This window comes from Alteromonas sp. ABV4_150 (assembly GCF_056311745.1).
This window is the reverse complement of sequence record NZ_CM149971.1, coordinates 3,783,991-3,806,328: the sequence shown is the minus strand read 5'-3', so window position 1 is coordinate 3,806,328 and position 22,338 is coordinate 3,783,991. Positions and strand designations below refer to the sequence as shown.

The 22,338-nt window shown below is 43.5% G+C and carries 19 protein-coding genes; 7 read left to right on the top strand and 12 right to left on the bottom strand.

Going from position 1 to position 22,338, the window contains the following annotated elements; genetic code table 11:
• Positions 1 to 32: 32 nt before the first annotated feature.
• Positions 33 to 1,139: a nucleoid-associated protein YejK gene (yejK, locus tag ACYX4M_RS16475; protein ID WP_476080931.1), complete on the bottom strand. Its 1,107-nt coding sequence runs from the start codon at positions 1,137 to 1,139 to the stop codon at positions 33 to 35.
• 160 nt (positions 1,140 to 1,299) lie between these two features.
• On the opposite strand from yejK, the gene ACYX4M_RS16470 reads away from it, so the two are divergent.
• Both ACYX4M_RS16470 and ACYX4M_RS16465 read left to right on the top strand, forming a co-directional pair.
• Positions 1,300 to 1,518, top strand: a complete 219-nt coding sequence (locus tag ACYX4M_RS16470) for a YejL family protein (RefSeq protein ID WP_179983423.1) — start codon at positions 1,300 to 1,302, stop codon at positions 1,516 to 1,518.
• A gap of 8 nt (positions 1,519 to 1,526) precedes the next feature.
• Positions 1,527 to 3,053 carry a DUF3413 domain-containing protein gene (locus ACYX4M_RS16465; protein ID WP_476080930.1) on the top strand — a complete coding sequence of 509 codons (1,527 nt, stop codon included), beginning with the start codon at positions 1,527 to 1,529 and terminating at the stop codon, positions 3,051 to 3,053.
• Positions 3,054 to 3,151: 98 nt separating this feature from the next.
• Here ACYX4M_RS16465 and ACYX4M_RS16460 read toward each other — a convergent pair whose 3' ends face one another.
• From ACYX4M_RS16460 to ACYX4M_RS16445, 4 genes are all read right to left on the bottom strand, one after another.
• Positions 3,152 to 3,715, bottom strand: a complete 564-nt coding sequence (locus ACYX4M_RS16460; protein WP_476080929.1) for a D-glycero-alpha-D-manno-heptose-1,7-bisphosphate 7-phosphatase — start codon at positions 3,713 to 3,715, stop codon at positions 3,152 to 3,154.
• Complete coding sequence (locus tag ACYX4M_RS16455; RefSeq protein WP_476080928.1) at positions 3,702 to 4,586, bottom strand: putative RNA methyltransferase; 885 nt, start codon at positions 4,584 to 4,586, stop codon at positions 3,702 to 3,704. The genes ACYX4M_RS16460 and ACYX4M_RS16455 overlap by 14 nt, the downstream gene beginning before the upstream one ends.
• 209 nt (positions 4,587 to 4,795) lie before the next feature.
• Positions 4,796 to 5,926, bottom strand: a complete 1,131-nt coding sequence (locus ACYX4M_RS16450) for an enoyl-CoA hydratase/isomerase family protein (RefSeq protein ID WP_476080927.1) — start codon at positions 5,924 to 5,926, stop codon at positions 4,796 to 4,798.
• Between the two features lie 64 nt (positions 5,927 to 5,990).
• The gene (locus tag ACYX4M_RS16445; RefSeq protein ID WP_476080926.1) at positions 5,991 to 7,145 is read right to left on the bottom strand and encodes an acyl-CoA dehydrogenase family protein; all 1,155 of its coding nucleotides are present in this window, start codon (positions 7,143 to 7,145) and stop codon (positions 5,991 to 5,993) included.
• 256 nt (positions 7,146 to 7,401) lie between these two features.
• Here ACYX4M_RS16445 and ACYX4M_RS16440 point away from each other — a divergent pair, with 256 nt between their 5' ends.
• The gene (locus ACYX4M_RS16440) at positions 7,402 to 8,985 is read left to right on the top strand and encodes a response regulator (protein ID WP_476082898.1); all 1,584 of its coding nucleotides are present in this window, start codon (positions 7,402 to 7,404) and stop codon (positions 8,983 to 8,985) included.
• 52 nt (positions 8,986 to 9,037) lie between these two features.
• On the opposite strand, the gene ACYX4M_RS16435 is transcribed toward ACYX4M_RS16440, so the two are convergent.
• A complete protein-coding gene (locus tag ACYX4M_RS16435; RefSeq protein WP_334060100.1) occupies positions 9,038 to 9,913 on the bottom strand; it encodes an NAD(P)-dependent oxidoreductase in 876 nt (291 codons plus the stop codon).
• A gap of 88 nt (positions 9,914 to 10,001) precedes the next feature.
• Between ACYX4M_RS16435 and ACYX4M_RS16430 the strand changes: the two genes are divergently transcribed.
• Both ACYX4M_RS16430 and ACYX4M_RS16425 read left to right on the top strand, forming a co-directional pair.
• Positions 10,002 to 10,484 (top strand): glutathione peroxidase, encoded by a 483-nt coding sequence (locus ACYX4M_RS16430; RefSeq protein WP_476080925.1) that lies wholly within the window; start codon positions 10,002 to 10,004, stop codon positions 10,482 to 10,484.
• 152 nt (positions 10,485 to 10,636) lie between these two features.
• The gene (locus ACYX4M_RS16425) at positions 10,637 to 11,677 is read left to right on the top strand and encodes a 2-hydroxyacid dehydrogenase (RefSeq protein WP_476080924.1); all 1,041 of its coding nucleotides are present in this window, start codon (positions 10,637 to 10,639) and stop codon (positions 11,675 to 11,677) included.
• A 44-nt stretch (positions 11,678 to 11,721) separates the two neighbouring features.
• Here the strand turns inward: ACYX4M_RS16425 and ACYX4M_RS16420 are convergent, their stop codons facing one another.
• On the bottom strand, positions 11,722 to 12,474 hold the full coding sequence (locus tag ACYX4M_RS16420) for a methyltransferase domain-containing protein (RefSeq protein WP_476080923.1): 753 nt from the start codon (positions 12,472 to 12,474) through the stop codon (positions 11,722 to 11,724).
• 15 nt (positions 12,475 to 12,489) lie between these two features.
• Positions 12,490 to 13,251 (bottom strand): Nif3-like dinuclear metal center hexameric protein, encoded by a 762-nt coding sequence (locus ACYX4M_RS16415; RefSeq protein ID WP_476080922.1) that lies wholly within the window; start codon positions 13,249 to 13,251, stop codon positions 12,490 to 12,492.
• Between the two features lie 251 nt (positions 13,252 to 13,502).
• Here ACYX4M_RS16415 and ACYX4M_RS16410 point away from each other — a divergent pair, with 251 nt between their 5' ends.
• On the top strand, positions 13,503 to 13,838 hold the full coding sequence (locus ACYX4M_RS16410; RefSeq protein WP_474825530.1) for a hypothetical protein: 336 nt from the start codon (positions 13,503 to 13,505) through the stop codon (positions 13,836 to 13,838).
• 96 nt (positions 13,839 to 13,934) lie between these two features.
• Here the strand turns inward: ACYX4M_RS16410 and ACYX4M_RS16405 are convergent, their stop codons facing one another.
• The 4 genes from ACYX4M_RS16405 to ACYX4M_RS16390 form a co-directional block, all read right to left on the bottom strand.
• The gene (locus tag ACYX4M_RS16405; RefSeq protein WP_474806821.1) at positions 13,935 to 14,558 is read right to left on the bottom strand and encodes a TetR/AcrR family transcriptional regulator; all 624 of its coding nucleotides are present in this window, start codon (positions 14,556 to 14,558) and stop codon (positions 13,935 to 13,937) included.
• A 106-nt stretch (positions 14,559 to 14,664) separates the two neighbouring features.
• A complete protein-coding gene (gene sohB / locus ACYX4M_RS16400; RefSeq protein ID WP_476080921.1) occupies positions 14,665 to 15,705 on the bottom strand; it encodes a protease SohB in 1,041 nt (346 codons plus the stop codon).
• 119 nt (positions 15,706 to 15,824) lie between these two features.
• A complete protein-coding gene (locus ACYX4M_RS16395; protein WP_476080920.1) occupies positions 15,825 to 18,350 on the bottom strand; it encodes an acylase in 2,526 nt (841 codons plus the stop codon).
• Positions 18,351 to 18,590: 240 nt separating this feature from the next.
• Positions 18,591 to 21,188, bottom strand: a complete 2,598-nt coding sequence (locus ACYX4M_RS16390; protein WP_476080919.1) for a VolA/Pla-1 family phospholipase — start codon at positions 21,186 to 21,188, stop codon at positions 18,591 to 18,593.
• Between the two features lie 319 nt (positions 21,189 to 21,507).
• Here ACYX4M_RS16390 and ACYX4M_RS16385 point away from each other — a divergent pair, with 319 nt between their 5' ends.
• Positions 21,508 to 22,251, top strand: a complete 744-nt coding sequence (locus ACYX4M_RS16385; RefSeq protein WP_476080918.1) for a YciK family oxidoreductase — start codon at positions 21,508 to 21,510, stop codon at positions 22,249 to 22,251.
• Positions 22,252 to 22,338: the final 87 nt, after the last annotated feature.

Genomic DNA, 22,338 nt, shown 5'->3' with positions numbered 1-22,338 from the left:
AGTATACGTTTTTTATCTTCGCTTCGCAGCGACTAGTCCATTGAAGATTGGCGATTAAGCTGATCTTTTAAATTAGGTGGAATTCCACGAATTGTTAGTGTATCCGTTGCCGGGTCATAAAACACTCTGTCGCCCATCAGTTTACGTTCAAAACTTAGCGATATGCCGCCACCCTGCCCCGTAAACTTCGCAAGCTGTTTCAACGCCGCTGGATCGGGCTGAATTTCTTTCTCAAGAGGTGCATCCATAGACTGAGTAAAGGAAGAAAAATTGCTGCTGGTCTCTTCGTTTTGAGGAAGCCGGTTTGCCAGTTCATCCACCGACAGACTTTCACCCGCATCAATCTTTTCTTTGAAGTACGACTTAACTTCTTCTCTGTGCTGATGCTGCTCTTGCGGATCTAAAGACTCACTAGCTAGGTACGCATCCACCGTAGAAATTAACTGCTTGTTCTGTTGCTTAACATCAACCAGCTCTTCACAGCCCACAAACTGCATGAAGAAATCAGATACCTTGCGACCCATTCTACCTTTTATGAAGCTAACGTAACGCTGCTGCTCTGGCTGGATGTCCCACTGGGTTAAATCAAAACGCACGGCCAGCTGCATTTTAGCTAAATCTAAATGTTCACGGGCAGACAGGTCTAATGAATTAGTCACCTCAACATGTGAACGAGTATTCAGTAGCGCTATCATTAAGTACTGTGTGGCTAGGTATTCATACTGGCAGAAGATAAGAAAGCCAGTTTCTACCGTACCTGTATCAGCTAAAGTACGTACTAAGCGGTTTGTCGCCGATACAGAAAACCCGTGAAACGCGTCTTCTACGTTGTCACCCGCTGCTTTTTGAATATCCATGTACTGCCTGAGGCCTTCGGCGAACTCAGCCACATTCTCGGTGCTTTTTTGTGTAGTAGCTTCGCCTTCTTCGTTTTCCACTTTTGCTTCGCGAGTAACTTCTGTTACAAAATGCCCCACGCCTTTTCCGGGTTTAGCATTGAAGCTATGGTTGATTTGATGGGCTAAAAGCTCAATTTCCGGCGTTACTGCCAAGCAGTTATCACGGGGAATTGCTTCAATTTTCTCTTCTTTGTTTACGATCAAGCGATGTACAACAAAGTGATGAATCAGTGCACTCATAGAGTATCTGGTGTCCTGTTGCTTAAAAAGTGTCAGAAATATTCAAAGAATTGCGGGATTTTAGAATGAATGATTGTACTCACTCAAACAACGATTATAATCATTTTACGTTTAAAACCATTCTTTTTATCAAAGATAATCATAAAAAAGAGGCGTAGCAATGCCCCAACAGAGCCGCTATAGCAACGACGAATTCGAAACGCTAATGAATAACGTTATTCTAACCCTAGAAGAAGGCGGTGCAAACCGCGATCTTTCACTTATGGTGTTAGGCAACGTCATTACACATATTTTAAATACTCAGGTTGCTCCTGAAAATCGCGAAGCCATGGCAGCACAGTTTGCCGATGTACTTAAGAAAAGCGTAACAAAAAGCTAAGGGATTGCATGATACTTGCCGAATCACCTCGTCGCCAGCGCGTTACTAAACTGGTAAATTGGGGGCACTGGTTTGCCCTGGCGAATATTATCATCGCCATTGTTATCGCCTCTATTTTTGTTTTCTCATCACCTATGCCAGGCACAGGTGTCGGCACCGTGTACCTTTTAGCTAATTGGTTTGGTCATATCGGCTTTATGACCTTTTTTGGCTTTGTCATTTTCGTTCTCCCCCTTTGTTATTTGGTTAATAACCCTAGAGTAATAAAGGCGAGCGCTTCCATTATTGCCGCTGTGGGCTTAGCGCTTTTAGCGTTTGATGCGTTGCTGTTTAACCGCACGGGGTTTCATATTAGCTTTCATGCTGCAGACTTACTGCGCAGTGAAGCACAATCCACTATGGCTATAGAAAGCTGGCAGCAGTGGGCGTTTTTGTTTCTGCTTTTCATCGTTTGGCTTGGCTTCCAGCTAGTTTTAGCTAATGCGATATGGAAGCGTGTAGAACGATTTACTCGCTATAAAGTGGGCATTCCTGTTACAACATTTTTCGTCAGTTGTTTCGTAACCAGCCACGCTATTCATGTGTGGGCTGATGCCAAGCTTTATCAACCTATTATTGCCCAAGACAATATGTTTCCGCTTTCCTATCCCGCGACGGCAAAAACCACCATGTCGCGCTACGGCTTGCTTGACTTAGCTGCCTATGAAGAGCGAAAGCAGCTGCAATTCAACCCTGATATTCACAATATTACCTATCCTGCAGAACCGGTTTATTGTTCTATTGAGACCGATAAAAACCTTACCGTGGTTGTTCAACTCGACGATGATAACGCCGTAGACTTAAGTGATATTGAAGGTGTATCGCTAAATACCCTTTCCAATTATTATTCAACGGCCAGCAGTGTTGAAGGTTTAATGACAGCAACTTTATTTGGCGTGCCCGAAATTTATCAGGATGCCTTATCTCAAAAGCGCCCTGTACTATTAGCCTTACCTTTGGGTTCGGGCATGCCAGTATCGATACACAGCGATGTCGAGCTTCCACTCCCTCAATTATCAGGTTATTTGCAACCTTTAAGCAATAACCATGAAGGTCTGCACATTGCGTTTATGAAGGGCTCGGATATTAAAGACTACGTTAAAAATACGATTGACAGGAAACATGACGTCATAGTAGCGACAGGATTTGGCAGTGAAAATGATAAGGGAACACTTTATAGCACCCTAGATGTCAAAGCTAAGTTAGCGAGTACGGAAGACTTGGCTCCAACCATATTGAATGCCTTGGGTTGTAATGCACCGTCAACCTTCTATTCAACTGGGCAAAATTTGTTGGCACCATCGCGTCCTTGGTTGGTAAGTACTTCAGGCGAACGCATCGTAGTATTTAATAATAATAAGCGAACAGATGTGCTGAGTAACGGTAGCTATGAAATTAGTGACTTATCTTCTGGCAAACGCAGCAAAGACGCTTTAAACATTGATTTACTCAGTCAGGCCATAAAGCATTTATCCCGCTTTTCTACTCAAAACTAGTCAGAACTAGACCTGTTCTGTTGCAACGATAGGCAAGCCTATCGCTGCAACACATCTTACCTTTCTCTCGTAATAACAAGGACTTAAAGAGTTACGCGTTACCCTTTTATTATTTCAGATAAGCTAGCAACGCGATATACACGGTGAGAAGAACTAAGTTTACTCAACTGCTCATCAGTTATAAGTTTATGTGACAAATAGAAGCTTTCCGTTAGACCGGCAGCATTAGCGGCCTCTATATCTCGCCAGCTATCGCCAATGAGTATGCTGTTGGCTAAGTCGATATCAAGCTCTCTAGCAGCATGATGCAGCATGCCTGGCAATGGCTTTCTGCACTGGCAGTCGATAGCAAACTTTTTTACACTACCTTGAATGTGATGAGGGCAGTAATAGACAGGGATATGGTTTATATCATGAGAGGCGAAATCTTTTTGCACTTGCTCCATCAACCAATGAAAATCTTTTTCAGTGTAATAGCCTCGCGCTATTCCACTTTGATTTGTAACAATCACAGGTAGGTAACCCTCAATTTGAAACTTGCGTACTACCTCGAAGATACCTTCTACAAATTCAAAATTTTCATAGTTACCTACGTAACCATGGTCAACGTTAATAACGCCATCCCGGTCTAAAAAAAGCGCTTTTTGTTTATGACCGGACATCTACTTTCTCATCAACTACGTTCGCGTCCTTTTTCCACACCTGAATATGAAAGTCTGCGGTTACCTTGCCTAACGACGTTACTATAGACTCAATTTTACCGTGTGGTAATTTCCAATAAAAAGGTGTCATTTTTATAAGTGCTAACTTGTGATCGTCACTTTCAAAATTGATGGGAAATGCAAAACACTCCTCATGGATGCGAGTGAATCCGCTCCTGGGTCCATCATCAATTTGATGTTTTCTAGGTGTATCGTAAACTTGCTGTTTAAGCTCAAACAGATGGTTCGGCGCTGGGTCTACGGTTAAAAGTAGCCCCTCTCTTTTCAGTACCCTTTCATACTCTTCGTTGCTTCCAGGCGCAAAGACCTGTATCACCAAATCTTGAGTAGACTTTTCAAGGGGCAGTTCAAAGCTGCTAGCCACAACAAACTGAGCATGTTTATAAGCCTTAGCGGCTAACTCCACAGCTATTTTGGATATATCACTGCCCGCGGCCTCAATAGAGAAGCCTTTAAGCGATAGACCTTGAACTATTGCGTCTAAATAACTTCCTTCGCCGCAACCCGCGTCGTAAATAGAGGTACATTGCTGCGAAGACTCTTCTGGCTTCGAATTACGCGGCTTAACAAAAAAGCGCTCTGCTAGCTCTACTAGCCTATCTTTCAACGGTTTATAGGTGTCTAATTGGTGAAACTCTCTTCTGGCTTTCACCATATCCTTATCGTCACCCGGAAGTTTCGATTTTTTAAACTGAACCGGCAATAAATTTACGTAGCCAGATTTTGCTTTATCGAAACTATGGTTATTATCACACCGGATTGGCGTTGAAGTTAATGAAATAGGTGATTTGCAAAGTGGGCAGTGCCACATGATGAGATCTTTGTTATTTTGAATTTGCCGCAAAGGATATCAAAGTCGGTACCTCCACGGCAATAATTGCGCAAAATAACGATTGGGGTGCTAAGTAAGAGCACTGAACTTTATTAGTGCTATATCAGTGCTGTCGAAAATGAGTTCGCTTACTTAACTTGTGCCTATTTGCTATAAATGCCTCTTCCACGTTCAGTCAAAAAAGCGTTTTATAAACCAGATAGAGGATGACTATCTGCAGGCCATGGAGAAGTAAAGAAATGCTCCACCACATCCTGCGGCACATCTTCTACTCTTTTATACTTCCATTGGGGCGACATATCTTTGTCAATTAATAAGGCTCTAACGCCCTCCTGAAACTCACCGCTTTCACCGCAGCGACAAGACATATTGGCTTCCATTCTAAAACAAGCAGCAAGGGTCATATTAGCCCCTCTATTACACTGCTCATAAACTAAATGCATAGTTATAGGAGAACCTTTTGCCAGTGTGCCTTGTGCTCTCGACAACCATTTATCATGGGCCATATCTGCGCCAAGAATGGCATTAACGATGTCGGCGACATTATCAGCCGCACACAGTTCATCAATGAGCGCCATATTAGGTTCTACATTGCCACTAGGTACAGATTCCGGTGTCGCTAGAGAATTGAGAATAGTCGATACAGAGTCACCTAGACTTGTACTTTCAATTTCATTCCATGAATAGTTGGATAGCTTATGTAAAAGAGCCTCTTTTTCTGAGCTAGCTACTAGCGCATCTGCTAGGCCCACAAAACGAGCGTCGGATCCATTCATTTGCCCGCCCGTTAAGCCTAAGAATAGACCTGACTTTCCAGGTAGACGGGGAAGGAAATAACTACCTCCTACATCAGGGTAGAGTCCGATAGTAATTTCTGGCATAGCTAACCTTGACGTTTCCGTTACCACACGATGGCTAGCACCACATAGAAGGCCCATACCGCCCCCCATCACTATACCGCTTCCCCACACAATAATGGGCTTGTTATAGTTGTGGATAGTGTAGTCCAGAGTGTATTCGGTCTCGAAAAACGTTTCCAAGAACGATGGAATTTGCCCCTGTGCCTCTACCATAGACCGATACATAGATACGATGTCGCCACCAGCACAAAACGCTTTATCACCTGCAGCATCCACTACCACAGCAACGACGTCACTGCGTGACTGCCACTGTTGAAGTGTCCTTAGCATGATTTCTGCCATAGCCAAATCTAGCGCATTTAGGGCTTTAGGCTTATTCAGTGTTAAACGCCCTATTGTAAAATCGCCGTTTGATGTTTTTAACTCATCAACAATGACCACTGACTCCGTATCTGTCATATCAACTTTTCTCCACTATTCGTTACATTGAAACGCATTTCGTTCTAATCTATTGCTAAATGAATTAAAGAACGCTTCGCTCATCTGAAAGTAAACGGCGCCCAATAATAACCCGCATGATTTCGTTGGTACCTTCAAGTATTTGATGAACACGAACATCTCTTAAGTGACGCTCAAGGGGATACTCTTTAATATAACCGTATCCACCGTGCAGTTGCAGCGCATCGTTACACACATTAAAACCCACATCTGTTGCAAAGCGCTTAGCCATTGCACAGTAAGTCGTTTTATCAGCGTCATTGTTGTCTACTTTACAGGCTGCCATACGCACCATTTGCCTAGCTGCAACTAACTCAGTTGCCATGTCAGCTAGTTTAAACTGAAGCGCCTGAAAGCCAGCGATAGGTTTACCAAACTGTTCGCGCTCATTCATATAATCACGTGCGACGTTTAGCGCTTGTTGGGCTGTACCTACTGAACAAGTAGCAATATTAATTCGGCCGCCATCAAGCCCTTGCATGGCCATTTTAAAACCTTGACCTTCTTCACCTAACAACCAGCTTTCTTCGAGCTTTACATTGTCAAATGTAATCATACGAGTGGGCTGAGCATTCCATCCCATTTTCTCTTCTGCTTTACCGTATTCAATGCCATCTGCATTAGCAGGGACAGCAAATGCAGATACCCCTTTTGGCCCATCTTCACCAGTTCGGGCCATAACTACTAAAACGTCTGTACTTCCTGCACCAGAAATAAACACTTTAGATCCATTTAGTATATATCCACCGTCAGCCTTAGTTGCTCTGGTTTTAAGTGAGGCAGCATCAGATCCAGCGCCGGGTTCTGTTAAGCAATAAGAGGCAAGTTTGTCACCTGTTACTAGCTGTTCACACCACATATCTTTAACTTCGCTGGTGCCCCATGTTGCAATCATCCATGTAGCCATATTGTGAATAGTTAACATGGCAGTAGTTGTGGTGCATCCCATTGAAAGCTGCTCAAAGATAATCGAAGAATCAAGTCTTGATAAGCCAAGGCCACCTGCACTTTCAGGGGCATACAAGCCACAAAACCCTAATTCGCCGGCTTTTTTAATTGCCTCTACGGGGAAATGATGCTCTCTATCCCACATAGCAGCATTTGGTGCTAGTTCTTGTTGGGCAAATTGACGGGCGGTTTCTTCAAAGGCTAATTGGTCATCGGTTAATTCAAAGTTCATTAGACATACCTTCAACTGAGTTGCTTTTTAAACACAATAACCAATACCTACCCCTTACGTAAACGTAAAGGTAAATATTTATTTAAATATATGCACGCATAACGTAAATATTTTGTGACGTGAAGCTTATTTTGATTCTGAACCTAATGCGAGTCGATAAAACTTATCCTTTTTAATAATGCACTTTTCCCCAGCCGCTGATAAGCTAGCTAAAGTTGTTATTATTCATATGATCGCCGTGGAATTTAGAATAGCCATAGTAGAAGACAATGCTACCGCTCGAACAGCGCTTCGAGGCCACCTCATGTCTATTGCTAACTTGTCGGTGAGTAGCTTTGCATCAGGCGTAGAGCTAAAAGCAGCACTAAAAAAGCAAAACTTCGAACTCTTGTTAATGGACTACCACCTAGGTCATGGGAAAACAGGAGTTGAGTGGGTACAAAATTTAAGAGAAGCAGGATTTATTCGACCGAGCACGGGAATTATCTTCCTGACTTCAGATCGCTCACCACAGATAATTGGCAGGATCATGGATCTGCAGCCGGATGTTTTGCTCATCAAGCCCTACACTATCGCTTCATTAACTCGGCAAATAAATCACTATTTAACGTACCGTGAATTTATCAAAAACGTTTTACACTCCTTGGACAATAAACAATTAGAGAGAGCGATCTCTGTTGTACGCGCCAAGATTTCAGAAGGCATTCCCCCTCGTCTTGTGGCAGATATACGTAAGCTATATGCACGGCTGCTTTATGAAAATGGCGATATTCAAAGAGCATTGAGTATTTATGATGATGTGCTTACCCGCAGTGATAAAGTGCTGTGGGCTCAATGGGGCAAAGTTAAATGTCAGTATGCATCTGGGCAATGGCCTCACTGTAAAAGCCATTTAAGCCAAATGGTAAATTCGAGCTTGGCACGAGATAAAGCGTTTGAATGGCTTGCCTCTATTTCCTTTGAGCAAGACTCATATGATCAGGTGGAAAAATATCTAAGTGAGATAAAGTTTAGCGAATTGAGTTTACCCGCAGCAAAACTTAAAACTCTTGCATATCAAAAACAGGACAAGGTTGTTGAAGCTATCGATCTTTTGCAGAAAAAACGTGCGATGCATCGAAGTGCTAAAGACAGCTTTAACGACTTCACCTTTGAATTAGCAGAGTTTTACTTATTTTTGGCTGAAGAATCACCTGAAACCAATAGAGAGGAGAGCTTATCTCAAGCTAGAAAATTAGTTGGTATTGCAGGAAGAAGCCAAGGCGACCCACAGACACTACAAAAAAGAGATTATCTGTTGGCATTTTCAGCAGTATTAGATGGCGACTTTGAAAAAGCCGCTCACCTACTAGAAGGCGACCATATTGAAAATTACCTGCGTACCGAGCCATCTATATTAGTTATTGCTGCAAAGGTCCATCACGGGCTTGGCGATGAACGCAAAGCGGGAGAACTATTGTTAATGGCAAAACAGAAAAATGCTGAACTGCGAGCCATATCAGAACAAGTGATGAACGATGAGTTAATTTTCTCTGGAGGTGAACGCTTAGGGCTCAATCACGAGCAGGCTATTTCTATTAACGAAACTGGCACTCAGCTGTTTATTGAAGGGATGTTTGATAAAGCAATGAAGCATTTCTACGATGCATTTCAGCTTTCGCCGGACACCGCAGCTTTTGGGTTGAACCTGCTTCAATGCATGATTGAAGCAGACACCGGCGTTTACCGTAAATTCAACATCAATTTCCTACTTGAAAAAATCACTTCATTACCCTTGAGCGAAACAAATAAAAGCCGATTAGAACAGCTTACCTTGTCCGCCCACGAGCAATCACTTTAGTTATTCAAAGAGCGGTAGCGTTTTCTGGCGATAAATACCCTCCAGAACAAGACTATTTTAATCGGGTAAGCAAGCTAGAAGTATCCCAACGACCACCACCGAGCTTTTGAACATCTGCATAATATTGGTCAACAAGCGCCGTTAGCGCTAGTGTAGAGCCGTTTTTACGTGCTTCATCAAGTGCAATACTTAGGTCTTTACGCATCCAATCTACAGCGAAACCAAAATCAAAATTGTTATTTAACATGGTGCTAGCTCTGTTTTCCATTTGCCACGACTGTGCAGCGCCTTTGCTTATAACATCAATGACCGCGTTACAATCTAACCCAGCGCGTTGACCAAAATGGAGCGCTTCGGCTAAGCCTTGGACAATGCCGGCTATACAAATCTGATTCATCATTTTTGCTAGCTGTCCACTGCCGCTTTTGCCTAGCAGTTGGCTATGGCGAGCGTAATGCGCCATGACAGGCTCTATTTGAACGAAAACATCTTCATCGCCACCAACCATGATAGTCAGTTGACCATTTTCAGCCCCAGCCTGCCCACCAGAAACCGGTGCATCTAAAAAGCCGATTTCTTTATCTTTACTGCATGCGTAAAGTTCTCTCGCTACATCTGCCGATGCGGTTGTGTGATCGACTAGCACACTACCCGCTTTCATTATTTCTAATGCTTGTGTACCCACGTCTCTCACGTCATTGTCATTACCTACACACATGAAAACGATATCAGCGTCTTCACACGCTTCAGCGACTGAGCTGCAGGCGCTTGTTTTTGCATCAGCGTTGCCATAGGCGGCAAGCCAATCTTGTGCCTTTTTCGCGGTACGGTTGTACACGGTGACAGAATGCCCCGCTTTGCTAAGGTGTCCAGCCATAGGAAATCCCATCACACCTAAACCTAAAAAACTCACTTTTAAATTACTCATACAGAATATACTCTAGATGAAAAATAGACATGTTTGCATTACTTAAGAGTAACAGACTTAACGACAACAAAAACACAGGAATATAACTTTGGAACTCTATGCTCACCCTATTACGTTAAACAACGGCGAACAAACTACACTTGAGCAATACAAGGGAAAAGTGCTACTTATCGTTAATACAGCCAGTAAATGTGGCTTTACCCCCCAATATGAAGGACTTGAAGCGCTTTATAAGAAATACCACGACAAGGGTTTTGAGGTTTTGGGTTTTCCTTGCGATCAATTTGGTCACCAAGAGCCAGGAAGCGATAGCGATATAGCACAGTTTTGTAGCGTAAATTTCGGTGTGTCGTTTCCTCTATTCAAAAAGACAAACGTAAACGGCCCAGATGCAAACCCGCTCTTTGAAGCTTTAAAACAAGACGCTCCTGGGCTGCTGGGAACTAAACGTATTAAGTGGAACTTCACTAAGTTCCTGGTTAATTCGGAAGGTAAAGTGCTTAAGCGCTATGCACCTACCGTAAAACCTGAAGCCATTGAAAACGATATTGTTAAACTTTTAGTGGCGTAAGTCCTACGCACGCGCTCCGATGCTAAAAGGGTGTTTTAACATTAATTACGCCCTTTTGATTTTATTGATCTGTGTCTACACACTTTAAGTTTCACCGTGCTAAGTTATTGCGCACTGATATATTTATCGTGCAATAACCGCTGGATACAAAAATGAAAGTCACTTCATGCAAAAAAGCGCACTCAAACGAAAGCAACTTTAGTGACAAAAATATCGTTTTCTTCAGTACTCGCTCTTACGAGCAAGTGATATTTTCGGAACTGTTAAAAAATCATAATGACTCTGATGGTCAAACTATTAAAGCTTGCTTCTTTGAACACCCGCTTAACCCGTCAACTGCTATAAGCTGTGAGGGATTTAGCGATGTGGTTGTATTTGTGAACGACGATGTGAATTCAGCAACCATCAAGGTGCTAAAAGACTGCGGTGTTAAACACATAGCATTGCGCTGTGCAGGTTTTAATAATGTAGATATGGCCGCTGCGGCTGAAGCTGACATTGCAGTAAGTCGCGTGCCTGCATATAGCCCTGAAACGGTTGCTGAACATACGCTCGCTCTCATTCTTACCTTAAACCGAAAAACCCATAAAGCTTATAATCGGGTGAGAGAAGGGAATTTTAGCCTAGATGGATTAATGGGGTTCACACTACACGGCAAAACCGTTGGCGTTATAGGTACAGGGAAAATTGGTAAAGCCGTTATTCGCATACTTTCAGGGTTTGGGTGCAAAGTTCTTTGTTTCGACCCAAGCCAAGATGATGATGTAAAAGCTATGGGAGCGCAGTATGTTCCGCTAAACACGCTGTTAGAGCAAAGCGTTATAGTGACGTTGCACTGTCCGCTTAATGAAAAGAGTTATCATATAATCAATGCCGACAACATAGCGAAAATGTCAAAAGGCGTGATGCTCATCAATACCTCTCGTGGCGGGCTTGTTGATGACACTGCCATTATAAAAGGGCTAAAGTCGAAACAAATAGGCTGTTTGGGGCTAGATGTTTATGAAAGAGAGTCTGAACTCTTTTTCAGTGACCACTCACAGGAAATCATACAAGATGACATTTTTCAGCGTTTAACAACCTTTCCCAATGTATTAATAACCGGGCACCAAGGCTTTTTCACTTACGAGGCATTAAATGAAATCGCGGAAGCAACCCTTAAAAACATCCTTTCCGGTGAAAATACACTATAAGCAACTTGTTGGTCACCCCAAATACATTAGAGCTGACTGTAACCTCAACCGACTTGTGGCTTTTCCAGAATGAGTTGGAAGTATTTACCTAGCCACAAGTAGGGCTCCTGCTTGTGATACTGCCTTTCAAGTGCAAGCAGGTCGTCAAATTTGCTGCTTTGGTGAGTAATATCGCGCATATAATCGTGAAAACAGCGAACGCCCGCTTTATCCAGTATGTTAAAACCCAACGATTCACAGTGTTCGACAACACGCATCGCGCTAAGCGGCTGATTCGGGTTTAGTCTAACCTGCTTTTTCGCCTTCATACCTTTGGCTATATAATCAAAATTGCCGTAGATGGCGTTAGCAAATAAGTTCGCATCTTGATTAAAGAAGCTCAAGCTTAAACGTGCACCGGGTTTCATATTACTATATATAAAATCTATGGCGTCAAAGGGCGCATCTAGCCATTCTAGAACCGCATGACAAATCACAAAATCGAAATCGTTTAGGTCTTCTAATTGTTGTAAATACTGATGCCGAATTTTTATATTCGGCGCGCCAGAAAGTAAAGACTCTGCTTGATTAAGCACATCTTTTGACGCATCGGTGAGCACAACAGCATGTCCTTTCGCGGCTATATGAGCCGTCATCACCCCTGTGCCCCCACCTATTTCAATAACGCGAACAGGCGCTTTTAAATAAGGTTCAAGAACATCACATAGTAATGAGTGCCGCAATTTACCCTTGGTCGTTCCGTAAATATTGTTTGAGAACTTTTCTGCAATACCGTCGAAGATACGATCGTTGTTCATAAACTACAAACTTCGCTATGCCGGGTTGTCGATGTCAATAAACTCAACAGACACGTCGAATTGCTGCTCAATATGCTCGCCCAAAGACTTCACGCCGTAGCGTTCGGTTGCATGATGGCCGGCCGCAAAAAAAGTAATACCCATTTCCCTTGCTGTATGCACGGTTTGTTCTGATACTTCACCAGTAATAAATGCATCTACACCCAACTCTACAGCTTGTTCTATAAATCCTTGGCCACCGCCAGTGCACCATGCAAGGGTTGAAATTGGTTTTGACATAGGCCCTTCTATCAGCACATCTCGTCCCAGCAACTGCTGCAATTTAGCTTGTAGAGCCAAGCCTTCAATTGGTTCCTCGAAGTTTCCTTGCATAACAACTCCCACAGGTTTAACGCCAGTAACTGCGCTGATATTTTGAATATCTAGAATCGAAGCAAGTTGGCGATTATTGCCAAATTCAGGATGAACATCTAAAGGGAGATGGTAAGCAAACAAATTTAGATCATTGGCGAGTAAAGTAGAAAGACGGCGCTTTTTCATGCCGGCTACAGCCTGCGATTCACCTTTCCAAAAATAGCCGTGATGCACGATTATCGCGTCGGCGTTTGCTTCTATCGCCGCATTTACTAAAGCCTGAGATGCAGTTACGCCTGTCACAATTTTCTCAATATTGCCTGTTCCCTCTACCTGCAGACCATTGGGGCAATAATCACTGATTTCGCTAACCCTTAACATTCCATCAAGATAATTTTGTAGTTCTAGGCGGCTAATAGACACAAGTCCTCCGGTTGAAAGTTAGACAAATTGTTAAAAAAACGCTATAAAATACGCGAACGTTTCGTATAACACCTATAAGTCGACAAACGCTTATCGCGGGAAAGCGAAAAAAGAGTGGATTTCTGAAAGCAATACCTACTTTTTAATTCGCTTTATCGATAGCGCGTTGTGTTTTAATTAATCAGTCGTCACTTATTAGTATTACAAGTCAAAAACGTTCGTCATCTTAACAAAATAAAGAGCAAAAAAGCATGGCAAACTTAGACAAAGATGCAGTTATCGCGGCTTTCACTGAAGCCTATAAAAAAGCTAATGGCAAAGCGCCGACTATTGAAAGTAAGAGCGGTTGGTACAGCGTAGATGGCGGCAAAAATATGCGCTTAGCACAGCTTCAGGAAATGGCAGAATCGCTAGCATCGAATTCGTCTGAAAAAACAGAAACGAAGAAAGAGAAAAGCGAGACCAAAGCAAAAGCCAAACCTGCTACGAAAAAAGCATCAGCTTCTAAAAAATCAGGTTTCTCAGTTAAGGATTTTTGGGCTGAGAAGCTAAACGCTGAAGCACCTGGCGCGACTCTTCCCCGCTAGCTTCAACAAGCATTTCTCATAACGCCTATTCCACACTATGCCTAGCCTTCATTTTGGAGGCTAGCGCTTTGTTTATACGTAAGCTATAAAAATGGTTTATTTGCCGGCAAGTCCCTGTGCGACAAATGGAACAAGATGCTGGATGACTTCTTTTATATCTACGTGTTTATGAAAATCGGACTCAGCGATTTCAGTTAATGCCTGACTCGATGCCATCGAAAAGACAAAACTTCCCATCGCAAAATGCAGTCGCCAAAACAATTCTTCCTCAGGAAGTTCAGGTAAACAGCGTCTGATAGCGTCTACTAGAGCGCGTATACAGTCACCGTAATCATGCATCAAAAACTTACGCAAGTGCCCTTGTGTTTCGTTATATCCTCGGCCGAGCAGCTTAACAAAAGTGGCAGTGCCCTGCTCGGAGATAGCATTAAGATTTAACATGGGAGGGATAAGCGAATATAAGAGCTGCTCAACGCCTTTGGCGCCTTCAATAGGCGGTAAACCGTCTAAGCAAACCTTTACCTGTGGCATAAGCTCATCAAAGTATCGCTTAAACACCGCTTGTATTAAGTTTTTCTTGCTACCAAAATGGTAATTCACCGACGCCAGATTTACTTCTGCTCTGGCAGTGATTTCCCGCATCGAGGTTTGGGTAAACCCACTTTGAGAAAACAAGTATTCTGCCGCATCTAATATATCGTTTTTAGTATGCCGTGCCATATTCTTTTTATTATCTTTTGTCGGTTAAAAATTTAACGTCCATCTGTGCTTATTGACGGTGGGTGCTATACGTCATGCCGTAATAAACACAGATGGTTTATAGCTATTAAAACCAATGGCGCGCTTTGTTCATGCTTTTCATAAACACACGCTCAACAACATTAGCTGCCGACATACCCAGCTTTTCCGCAACGTTTTTCTTCACAGCATACTTAACGCTGAAGATTTCGCGCGCAGGGTAATGCGAAAGAATGTAGTCATCGGACGTCGTTATATCGTCAACCAAGCCAAGTGTTTTTGCCTTGATTCCTGGCCAGTATTCACCAGTAGCTACTTTGTCTATATCCATTTCAGGACGCTGACTTTGCACGAAGTCTTTAAAGAGCACATGAATCTCTTCAATTTCCTCTCTAAACTTAGCGCGACCTTCATCATTATTTTCACCGAAAATCGTTAGCGTGCGCTTGAACTCTCCCGCGGTATGCTGCTCAAATTCTATATCGTTTTTCTTCAGCAACTTATTGAAGTTAGGCAATTGAGCTAGAACGCCAATGCTGCCGATATATGCAAACTGTGACGCTAACAACTTATCGGCAACACACGCCATCATATAACCACCACTTGCCGCAACTTTATCTACGGCAATGGTTAATTTCAGCCCCTTTTCTTTAATGCGCTGTAGTTGCGACGCAGCAAGTCCATAGCCATGTACTACGCCACCGCCACTTTCAAGGCGTACTAAAACTTCGTCTTCTTTATTTGCTACGCATAAAATCGCAGTGATCTCTTCACGCAGGTGCTCGACCTCATTGGCATCCATAGACCCTTTAAAGTCGATAACATATAACCGAGACTTTTCAGACTCTTCACCCTGCTCTTTTGCCTTGTTCTTAGCCTTGCTCTTCGCTTTGGCCTCTTTTTTCTGTTCTTTAGCTAACTTTTTTAATGCGTTTTTATCTAAAAGGACTTCTTTAGCGTAGTTTGTAATGTCCTTTAACTGCTCAGATATAGACACGATTTCAAGTTGCCCTTTCCCCTGCTTCTGTTTACTTGCTACACCAACTATGGTGGATACAACAACAACGAAGGCGACAACTAACGTTACTGCTTTGGCAACAAACAAACCGTACTCGTACAAAAACTCCAAACTTTACTCCTAGTAAAATAAACGGGTAAGCAAGGTTGTTTACCCACAACATAAAGAGCGGCCTTACCCAATATAAGGCAAAGCCGCTGATGTAATTGCGTTATAATACCAGTCTCATCTTATTCTGACGATAGGTTAACCTGCTCTATCTTGTTTGCTTCAATCTCTTCATCAGTGAAATAGATATCCCGCAGTGTAGGTTGCGTAGAATAAAGTTGTGTTTGGTCTAAGAAGTGCTCACTGCCATATTTACGAGACTGTGAGTAAGTCAATATACCTCGGCCCTTTGGCCCTTCATCGGTGAAGCTGATAACCATCGCCCAACTTGTGCCATAGTTAATGTGATAGCCCTCAGCTTCAGCACTCATTGCTGTATTACTGTTTATTGTTTCGTAGCTATGTCTCGGCAACTGGGTTCCATTTCTACTGCTACTAACATCAAATACGTTAAAGCCACCTTCAATGTTATGTGCGCCAGCCCACGGTAATTTAACACCTGAGGCAGAACCATCGGGTAAGCTACGTTCGACAAATTGCACATCACCGAGCGGGGCATCAAATGCTACCCCAGCTTGTTCAACAACCTGTGTAGCGCGTGCCAATTGCTCAAGGGTAGTATCGTTTTGGACTAAACCTGATGGCGTAGTCACAGGTGCATCAAGAGAGAACGGTACTTCCCACTGGGGAGCTTGGTTAAACTGAAAGGCAAATTCTCTGAATACGTGTGCACCAGTACTCGCGAGGTTCATTGTACCGTCCCAGTCCTCTAGTGCTGCACAGGCTTGTGATACATCAACACTAGCTCCATCAACATCTACTGGTGTATCACCTTGATCTGCGCATAGTTCAAGGAGAGATGGCAATATGTTTTCTGCCAAGTAGCTTCGGTTATTTAATAATAGCCCTTCAACTTCCTCAGGTGTGAAAGTACCATCACTTCCAGCTTCATTTTCAATAAACTGCTGCCCTAAACGTGAACGCAGTGTTTGCTGATATTCCACGCTACCAAACAACGGGTTGCTCACAACAATCGGTGAATTTAAATTGGTTAACCAGTAGCTGTCATTTGAATTTTGAACTGAGTCTGTTCCCTCGTATTTCGGCGCCTCTTCATAAGGAACTGGGCCTTCAAAATCGAATTGAGAAATATTACCCGGCAATACGGTAAAACCGGCTGCCGCTTTAGTTTGAATAAGCAAGGGGTTCGTTGTTAGTTGTTCAATTGCAGTTTCAGTTAAGTTCGGTACGGTTGAATCGTCAATATAGAATACCTGGCCATCGGCTGAGGCCGCCATTGTGTTATTGAATATAACCCCATCATAGTCTTTAAACGCCTGCTTAAATTCGTCCATTGACGTAGCCATATTCATGGCAAGCCAATGATCAACAATATCAAAGTTAGGCAGATTGGCGTCTTTAATGGCAAACGCATTGTTTGAGTTCCAATCGAAGTTACCAGGCACTTCAATCATTGGGCCGTAGTTCGTGTAGTATGCGGTTTTATTAAGTTTGATGGTTTGTCCGCCACCTACAGCAACGTCAATTTGAAGCGGCTTCTCGTAAATAGTGCGCTTATTGCCATCAACTATATGAGTAAGCCCTGACTCATCGTTCTCATCAAGGGTTAGCTGATAAACCACGAAGTGTTCAGCAGTTGAAAATGTGTGAGTCCAGGCTACGTTTTCATTGAAGCCGATGTTTACCGCGCCGGGTAACCCTGTGAGAGAGCCACCTGTAACATTCAAATGACCAGGTACTTGTGCGTGAAAGTTCCAAAAACGTAAGTTTCCAGTGTGAGGGAAATGAGGATTACCTAATACCATTCCCTTCCCATTAGTGGTTTTATCGCTTCCTAACCCCCACCCGTTAGACCCCATTTCCTGTGGATTTCTGTCAGGCAGCCCCACTGTTGGCGAAATCGTAAATGTAGAGGCAACTTCACTTGATGACTCGGCAGGTGTTGGTAAATAGCTCTCACCTTGTGGCGCAGCAATAAACATTGGGCCTAAAAAGTTTGCAGCGCCGGGTAAAAGCGCCACGCCCAAGGAGTATGTTAGAAGGTCAACGCTATCAATTTCTGTTACCCAAGGTTGTCCTGCACAGCTTTGGTCTTGCTCTTCTACAGGTGTTTCATTCAAGTATCTGTTATACCCTGCCGTATAACCCTGAAACATTGCGCGAGAATTAGCAGACAAACGTGGTAAATTCTCTTCCGCGAGCTCTCTAATACCAAGTGTTAAAAAGCCAAAGTCGTTAATGAGGTGCTCAGAGTCGCCGCTTCCAGGCACTTGATCTGGGCCGAAAAACTTGGCACGCTCTGAGTTGTATTTAACAATTTGGTCAGCCAGTACGCAAAGGTTATCTCTCGCAAATGCGTACCCCACCCCATAGGCCATGCTCTCGAGATTATCAGCTTTTACATGCGGAACACCGTAGGTTGTCCATGTTACGTCAGCAGACAAAGTACCATCCGGTGAAAAAGCAGGAATAGGCGTAGGCGTAGGTTCTGGGTTTGTGGACGTGGGCGGCGCTGGTTGTTCTACATTGGAAAAGTCGTTGTCGTTATCGCCACATGCGGTTAGTAGTCCGGCAAGTGAGAGTGCAATAAGCGTCCGCTTAGCGGTAAATGTGTTTTGGTTGGTCATCGCAAATGTTCCCTAAAGAATAAAAGATAAGGTCCTTCTCTCGTGCTTTTATGATCGTCAACACATTGATTTTTATTACCAATGAAACTGATCGGACCTTAAATTTACACTACATTAACATTCGCAAACATTCAAACAACATTCGTCTTTTTCACACAAAAAAGCCGGCTTTTAAGCCGGCTTAAACTCACTAAAATGTAAGCAGCTGTTACACTGCTTTTTAAAACAAATTATGTCTGCTTAGTTTGCAACGACACTCTCGTCAGAAATGGGAAGCGCAAGTGCGTCAGACGCAATATATCCTGCCACCTCTTTTTGCATCTCTGTGGTTACCGCCGCGCTTGCCGCTGGACTTAAGCTAGAGGCATGTGCGCCGCTATTGAACTGCACAATACCGCTAATTGGGTCTGTACCAGGCCCTTGAGTAGTAGTAATTTGCTCTAGACCAATTGTAGCCGCTAACGGAAGCTGACCAGAAAGAGGCAAGGCAGTCGAAACTGGAATTACCTGATCAGGTAAGTTTTCTTCGCTACCATCACCTACCACTGTCATCATGTGAACGGGTGTATTACTTCCTAGGGTTTGCGCATAATTAGTAGGATCACCAGCATCCATCACCGTTTGTGCAGCGAATGCAAATTCAGCAAATACAGCATTCACTTCTGCAGCTTGCTCTGCGGTTAGATTATCTTCAAAAATGGCAACTGCTGCACTAAGCTGCTCTTCACTGACATCTGTTGTTTCATAAAGCTGATTAAGCAATGCAACAAAGTCTTCAGACGCTTGTGATAGCAATAGGCCTTTAATTAGAGGTCCGAATGAAGGCGACTCTAATAAGAATTGCGCTACGCCGCCTCCTGGCGATTCAAGGGAGGCTTGTCTAACAGCAAACATACCATCAAGTGCTGCTAAATCGCCGCCCATTGACATATTTGCCACCGCGGCAAAGTTACCACCTGTTATTGCACCAAGTGACACGCCCATGATAGATACACGAGACATATCAAACTTAACGTTTTGTGCTGCAGTTGTATCTACAACAGCATTAAGTCCTAAACGTAGACCCAATAAATCAGAGACGCTTTGACGTAAGTTATCGCGGGCAGTGGGTAGGCTAGCAAGGTTCATATAATGGGTTGCACTTACGCTTGTAGCGTTTAGGTCATCTGTACCGTCACCATCAAGGTCGAAGCCACGGCTACCGTGTAAAGGTTGGTCTATAGCAACTGATGCAATACCTGCAAGTGAGAGCGTACCTGTAATAGCAAGCATGTCTTCTTTTTGACTGGTAATACCGTGAGCCAATATAACTACTGGCCAACCAGCTTCAGGCATACTGATCGGGAAGCCTAACGCGCCCGCGATAGCTGGATCAGGAATAGTAACCTGCACATCTAGTGTTTCTGTTCCCATGTTCCCGCCTGTCGGCTGTGGATACGGGTTAAATTTGGTAATATTCCTTGCGCTATCAAGCATTTCGCCATTTATTCGAACGTCTGCAAGGCCTAGTGAAGAACACATTGCTGCATTTGGGCCTGGTTCAGCGTTAGCGAGTAACTCTTGCGGTGCACCTGCTAGCACAATTCCGCTGTCGCACGCCGCTTTCCAGAAGTCATTAACCGGTGCTAATGGGTTTTCAGCACTAGGTACACCCAAGAAATAAGGTAATGCTATATTGCCTTCATAACGTTGAGCCGCACAAAATGGCCCTGCTTGTGCAAGAATACCTGTGGATACTCCAACAGCAAATTCATTCAACGCGCCCCACTGTGCAGCAAGTTGACCCGATACCGTACCGGCAAGGCCCGCACAGGTTTCAAGTAGGCTAAAATCTGTTGCATCAATGGCCGCTTGGATATTATCTGGCAGACCCTGCTTGCCTAGCTCGACGGCACCTGCTACAACAGCTTCGTTAACAAGTCCTAGCGCTTCCATGGCATTTGGCGCTGCAGACACATCGCTAACAGTAATAGCTGGTAGTGCAGCTGCGGCTGACGGATCGCCGCCAGCTGCAAGCTGAGCGAAGGTACCAATCATTACCTTCTTAATTGTATCAAGTGAATTTCCTACCGATTGCGTAGTAAACGCAGAGACATAGGTTAAATCTTCGCGGGCAAAGCCAGCTTGCAGAAGCGGGTTAACATAAGAATTAACCAAAGCCTGTAGGTCTAACTGAGAAGCGCTTGATAGCGGATCGGTATTTATATCTTGTCTTACCAAATCCCATGTCGTTGAACCCTGCACTGACTTACCTGAAGAATCTTTCAAGTCTGTAGTCATAACCAGCATATAGCCTTGAGCAGGCTTAAGAGGCTTTAATGGAACAAATGTGATGGTATTGCTATCGGCGAGGCTAAGTACGTAATCCACGCCAAAGGTAAGTTGATCACCAAGCTTACAACCTGCAGAAGGTGTTGCTACCTGAGCACAGTCTGGGTCGTTTTGGTCAAGACCCAGCGTGGCTTCATATAGCAATACACCAGAAGCTAGCGTGCTTTCGTCTAGCGAAGCGCCCGCTGGTGTTTCAACGTTGATAACGAAAGGATGCTGCGTCGACCAGCCGTCTAGCACATTAAGTGCATTTTGCGGGTCAGCAAAATCTGTGGGATCAGCCACTGGAATGTTGAGTGTATAATCAAAGAAACCGTCATCGCCAGGAAGCATTAGAAGGTCGTTAGGAATATTTAGGTTACCATTGGCAGGGTCAAAAAGGATCCGCGAAAATGGTGTTTGGACTTCTGTTTCGGCCTGAATGTCGGAAAGGGTTTCATCGGAGCCACCACAGCCTGCTAGACCCAGCGCAAGGGCCACACTGGAACTTAATACGAGTTTTCTCATCTCTACTCCCTACAAGCATTGTTGTTATTCTGTGTCTAAAACTGAACTCTATTAAAAGTAGCTTGGTCTACCCTGTCTTAACAGGCGTAGATGATAGTTTTAAACATGTTAGACCAGTTGTATCTTCCTCAATCTTATTGACTTTGTTGCAACTTTGCAAAGTTTTGTTAACTACTTTTGTTAACTTTTTTTACGTTTGAAGAATTTTTCATTCATTGTTTTACTTGTGAGTCAGGCTGAGTATGATCTGATGTATGATTCTTAGCGGGGTCTACAAGCCCCATATAATGCGAAAAAATTAACCTTTTGAAGGAAAACGATGAACGATTACAACGCACCAGCGGATTTACTACGCGATAAAGTTATTCTTATCACCGGAGCTGGCGATGGAATTGGTGCTCAAGCTGCAAAGACGTATGCTGCACACGGCTCTATTTGTATTCTATTAGGGCGCACCGTGTCGAAACTTGAAGCCGTGTATGACGATATTATCGCCGCAGGCGGTCAGGAACCTGCCATTGTTCCTTTAGATATAAAAGGTGCAACGCCCTCTCATTATCAACAAATGACACAGACCATTATTGACCAGTTTGGTCGACTAGATGGTGTCCTTCATAACGCTAGCATTTTAGGCCATCTTAGTGCGTTTAAAGATATTGATGCGCATGAGTGGCAAGACGTAATGCAGATAAACCTTAACGGCATGGTCTATATGACTCAGGCCCTTATCCCGGCATTAGAAAAAGCGGAAAATGCATCAGTTATTTTCACTACATCGAGTGTAGGAAGAAAAGGTCGCGCATTTTGGGGAACATACGCTGTATCGAAGTTCGCTACAGAAGGCGTAATGCAAACTCTAGCAGATGAATATCAGAATAAGACGCTGCGTTTCAACTGCATTAACCCAGGCGGCACCCGCACACATATGCGTGCACAAGCTTTTCCTGCAGAAAATCCGGATACACTTAAAACACCAGAAGATATTATGCCTATGTATCTTTACCTAATGGGTGATGAAAGTAAGGAAGTAAACGGTCAGTCTCTTGATTGCCAGCCGAAGTAAGCAATTAAGCCCCATGCTTTAAAAACAAAAACCGCTTTAGTTTGCACTAAAGCGGTTTTTTATTTAAGCATATAGCGCGTAATCAAT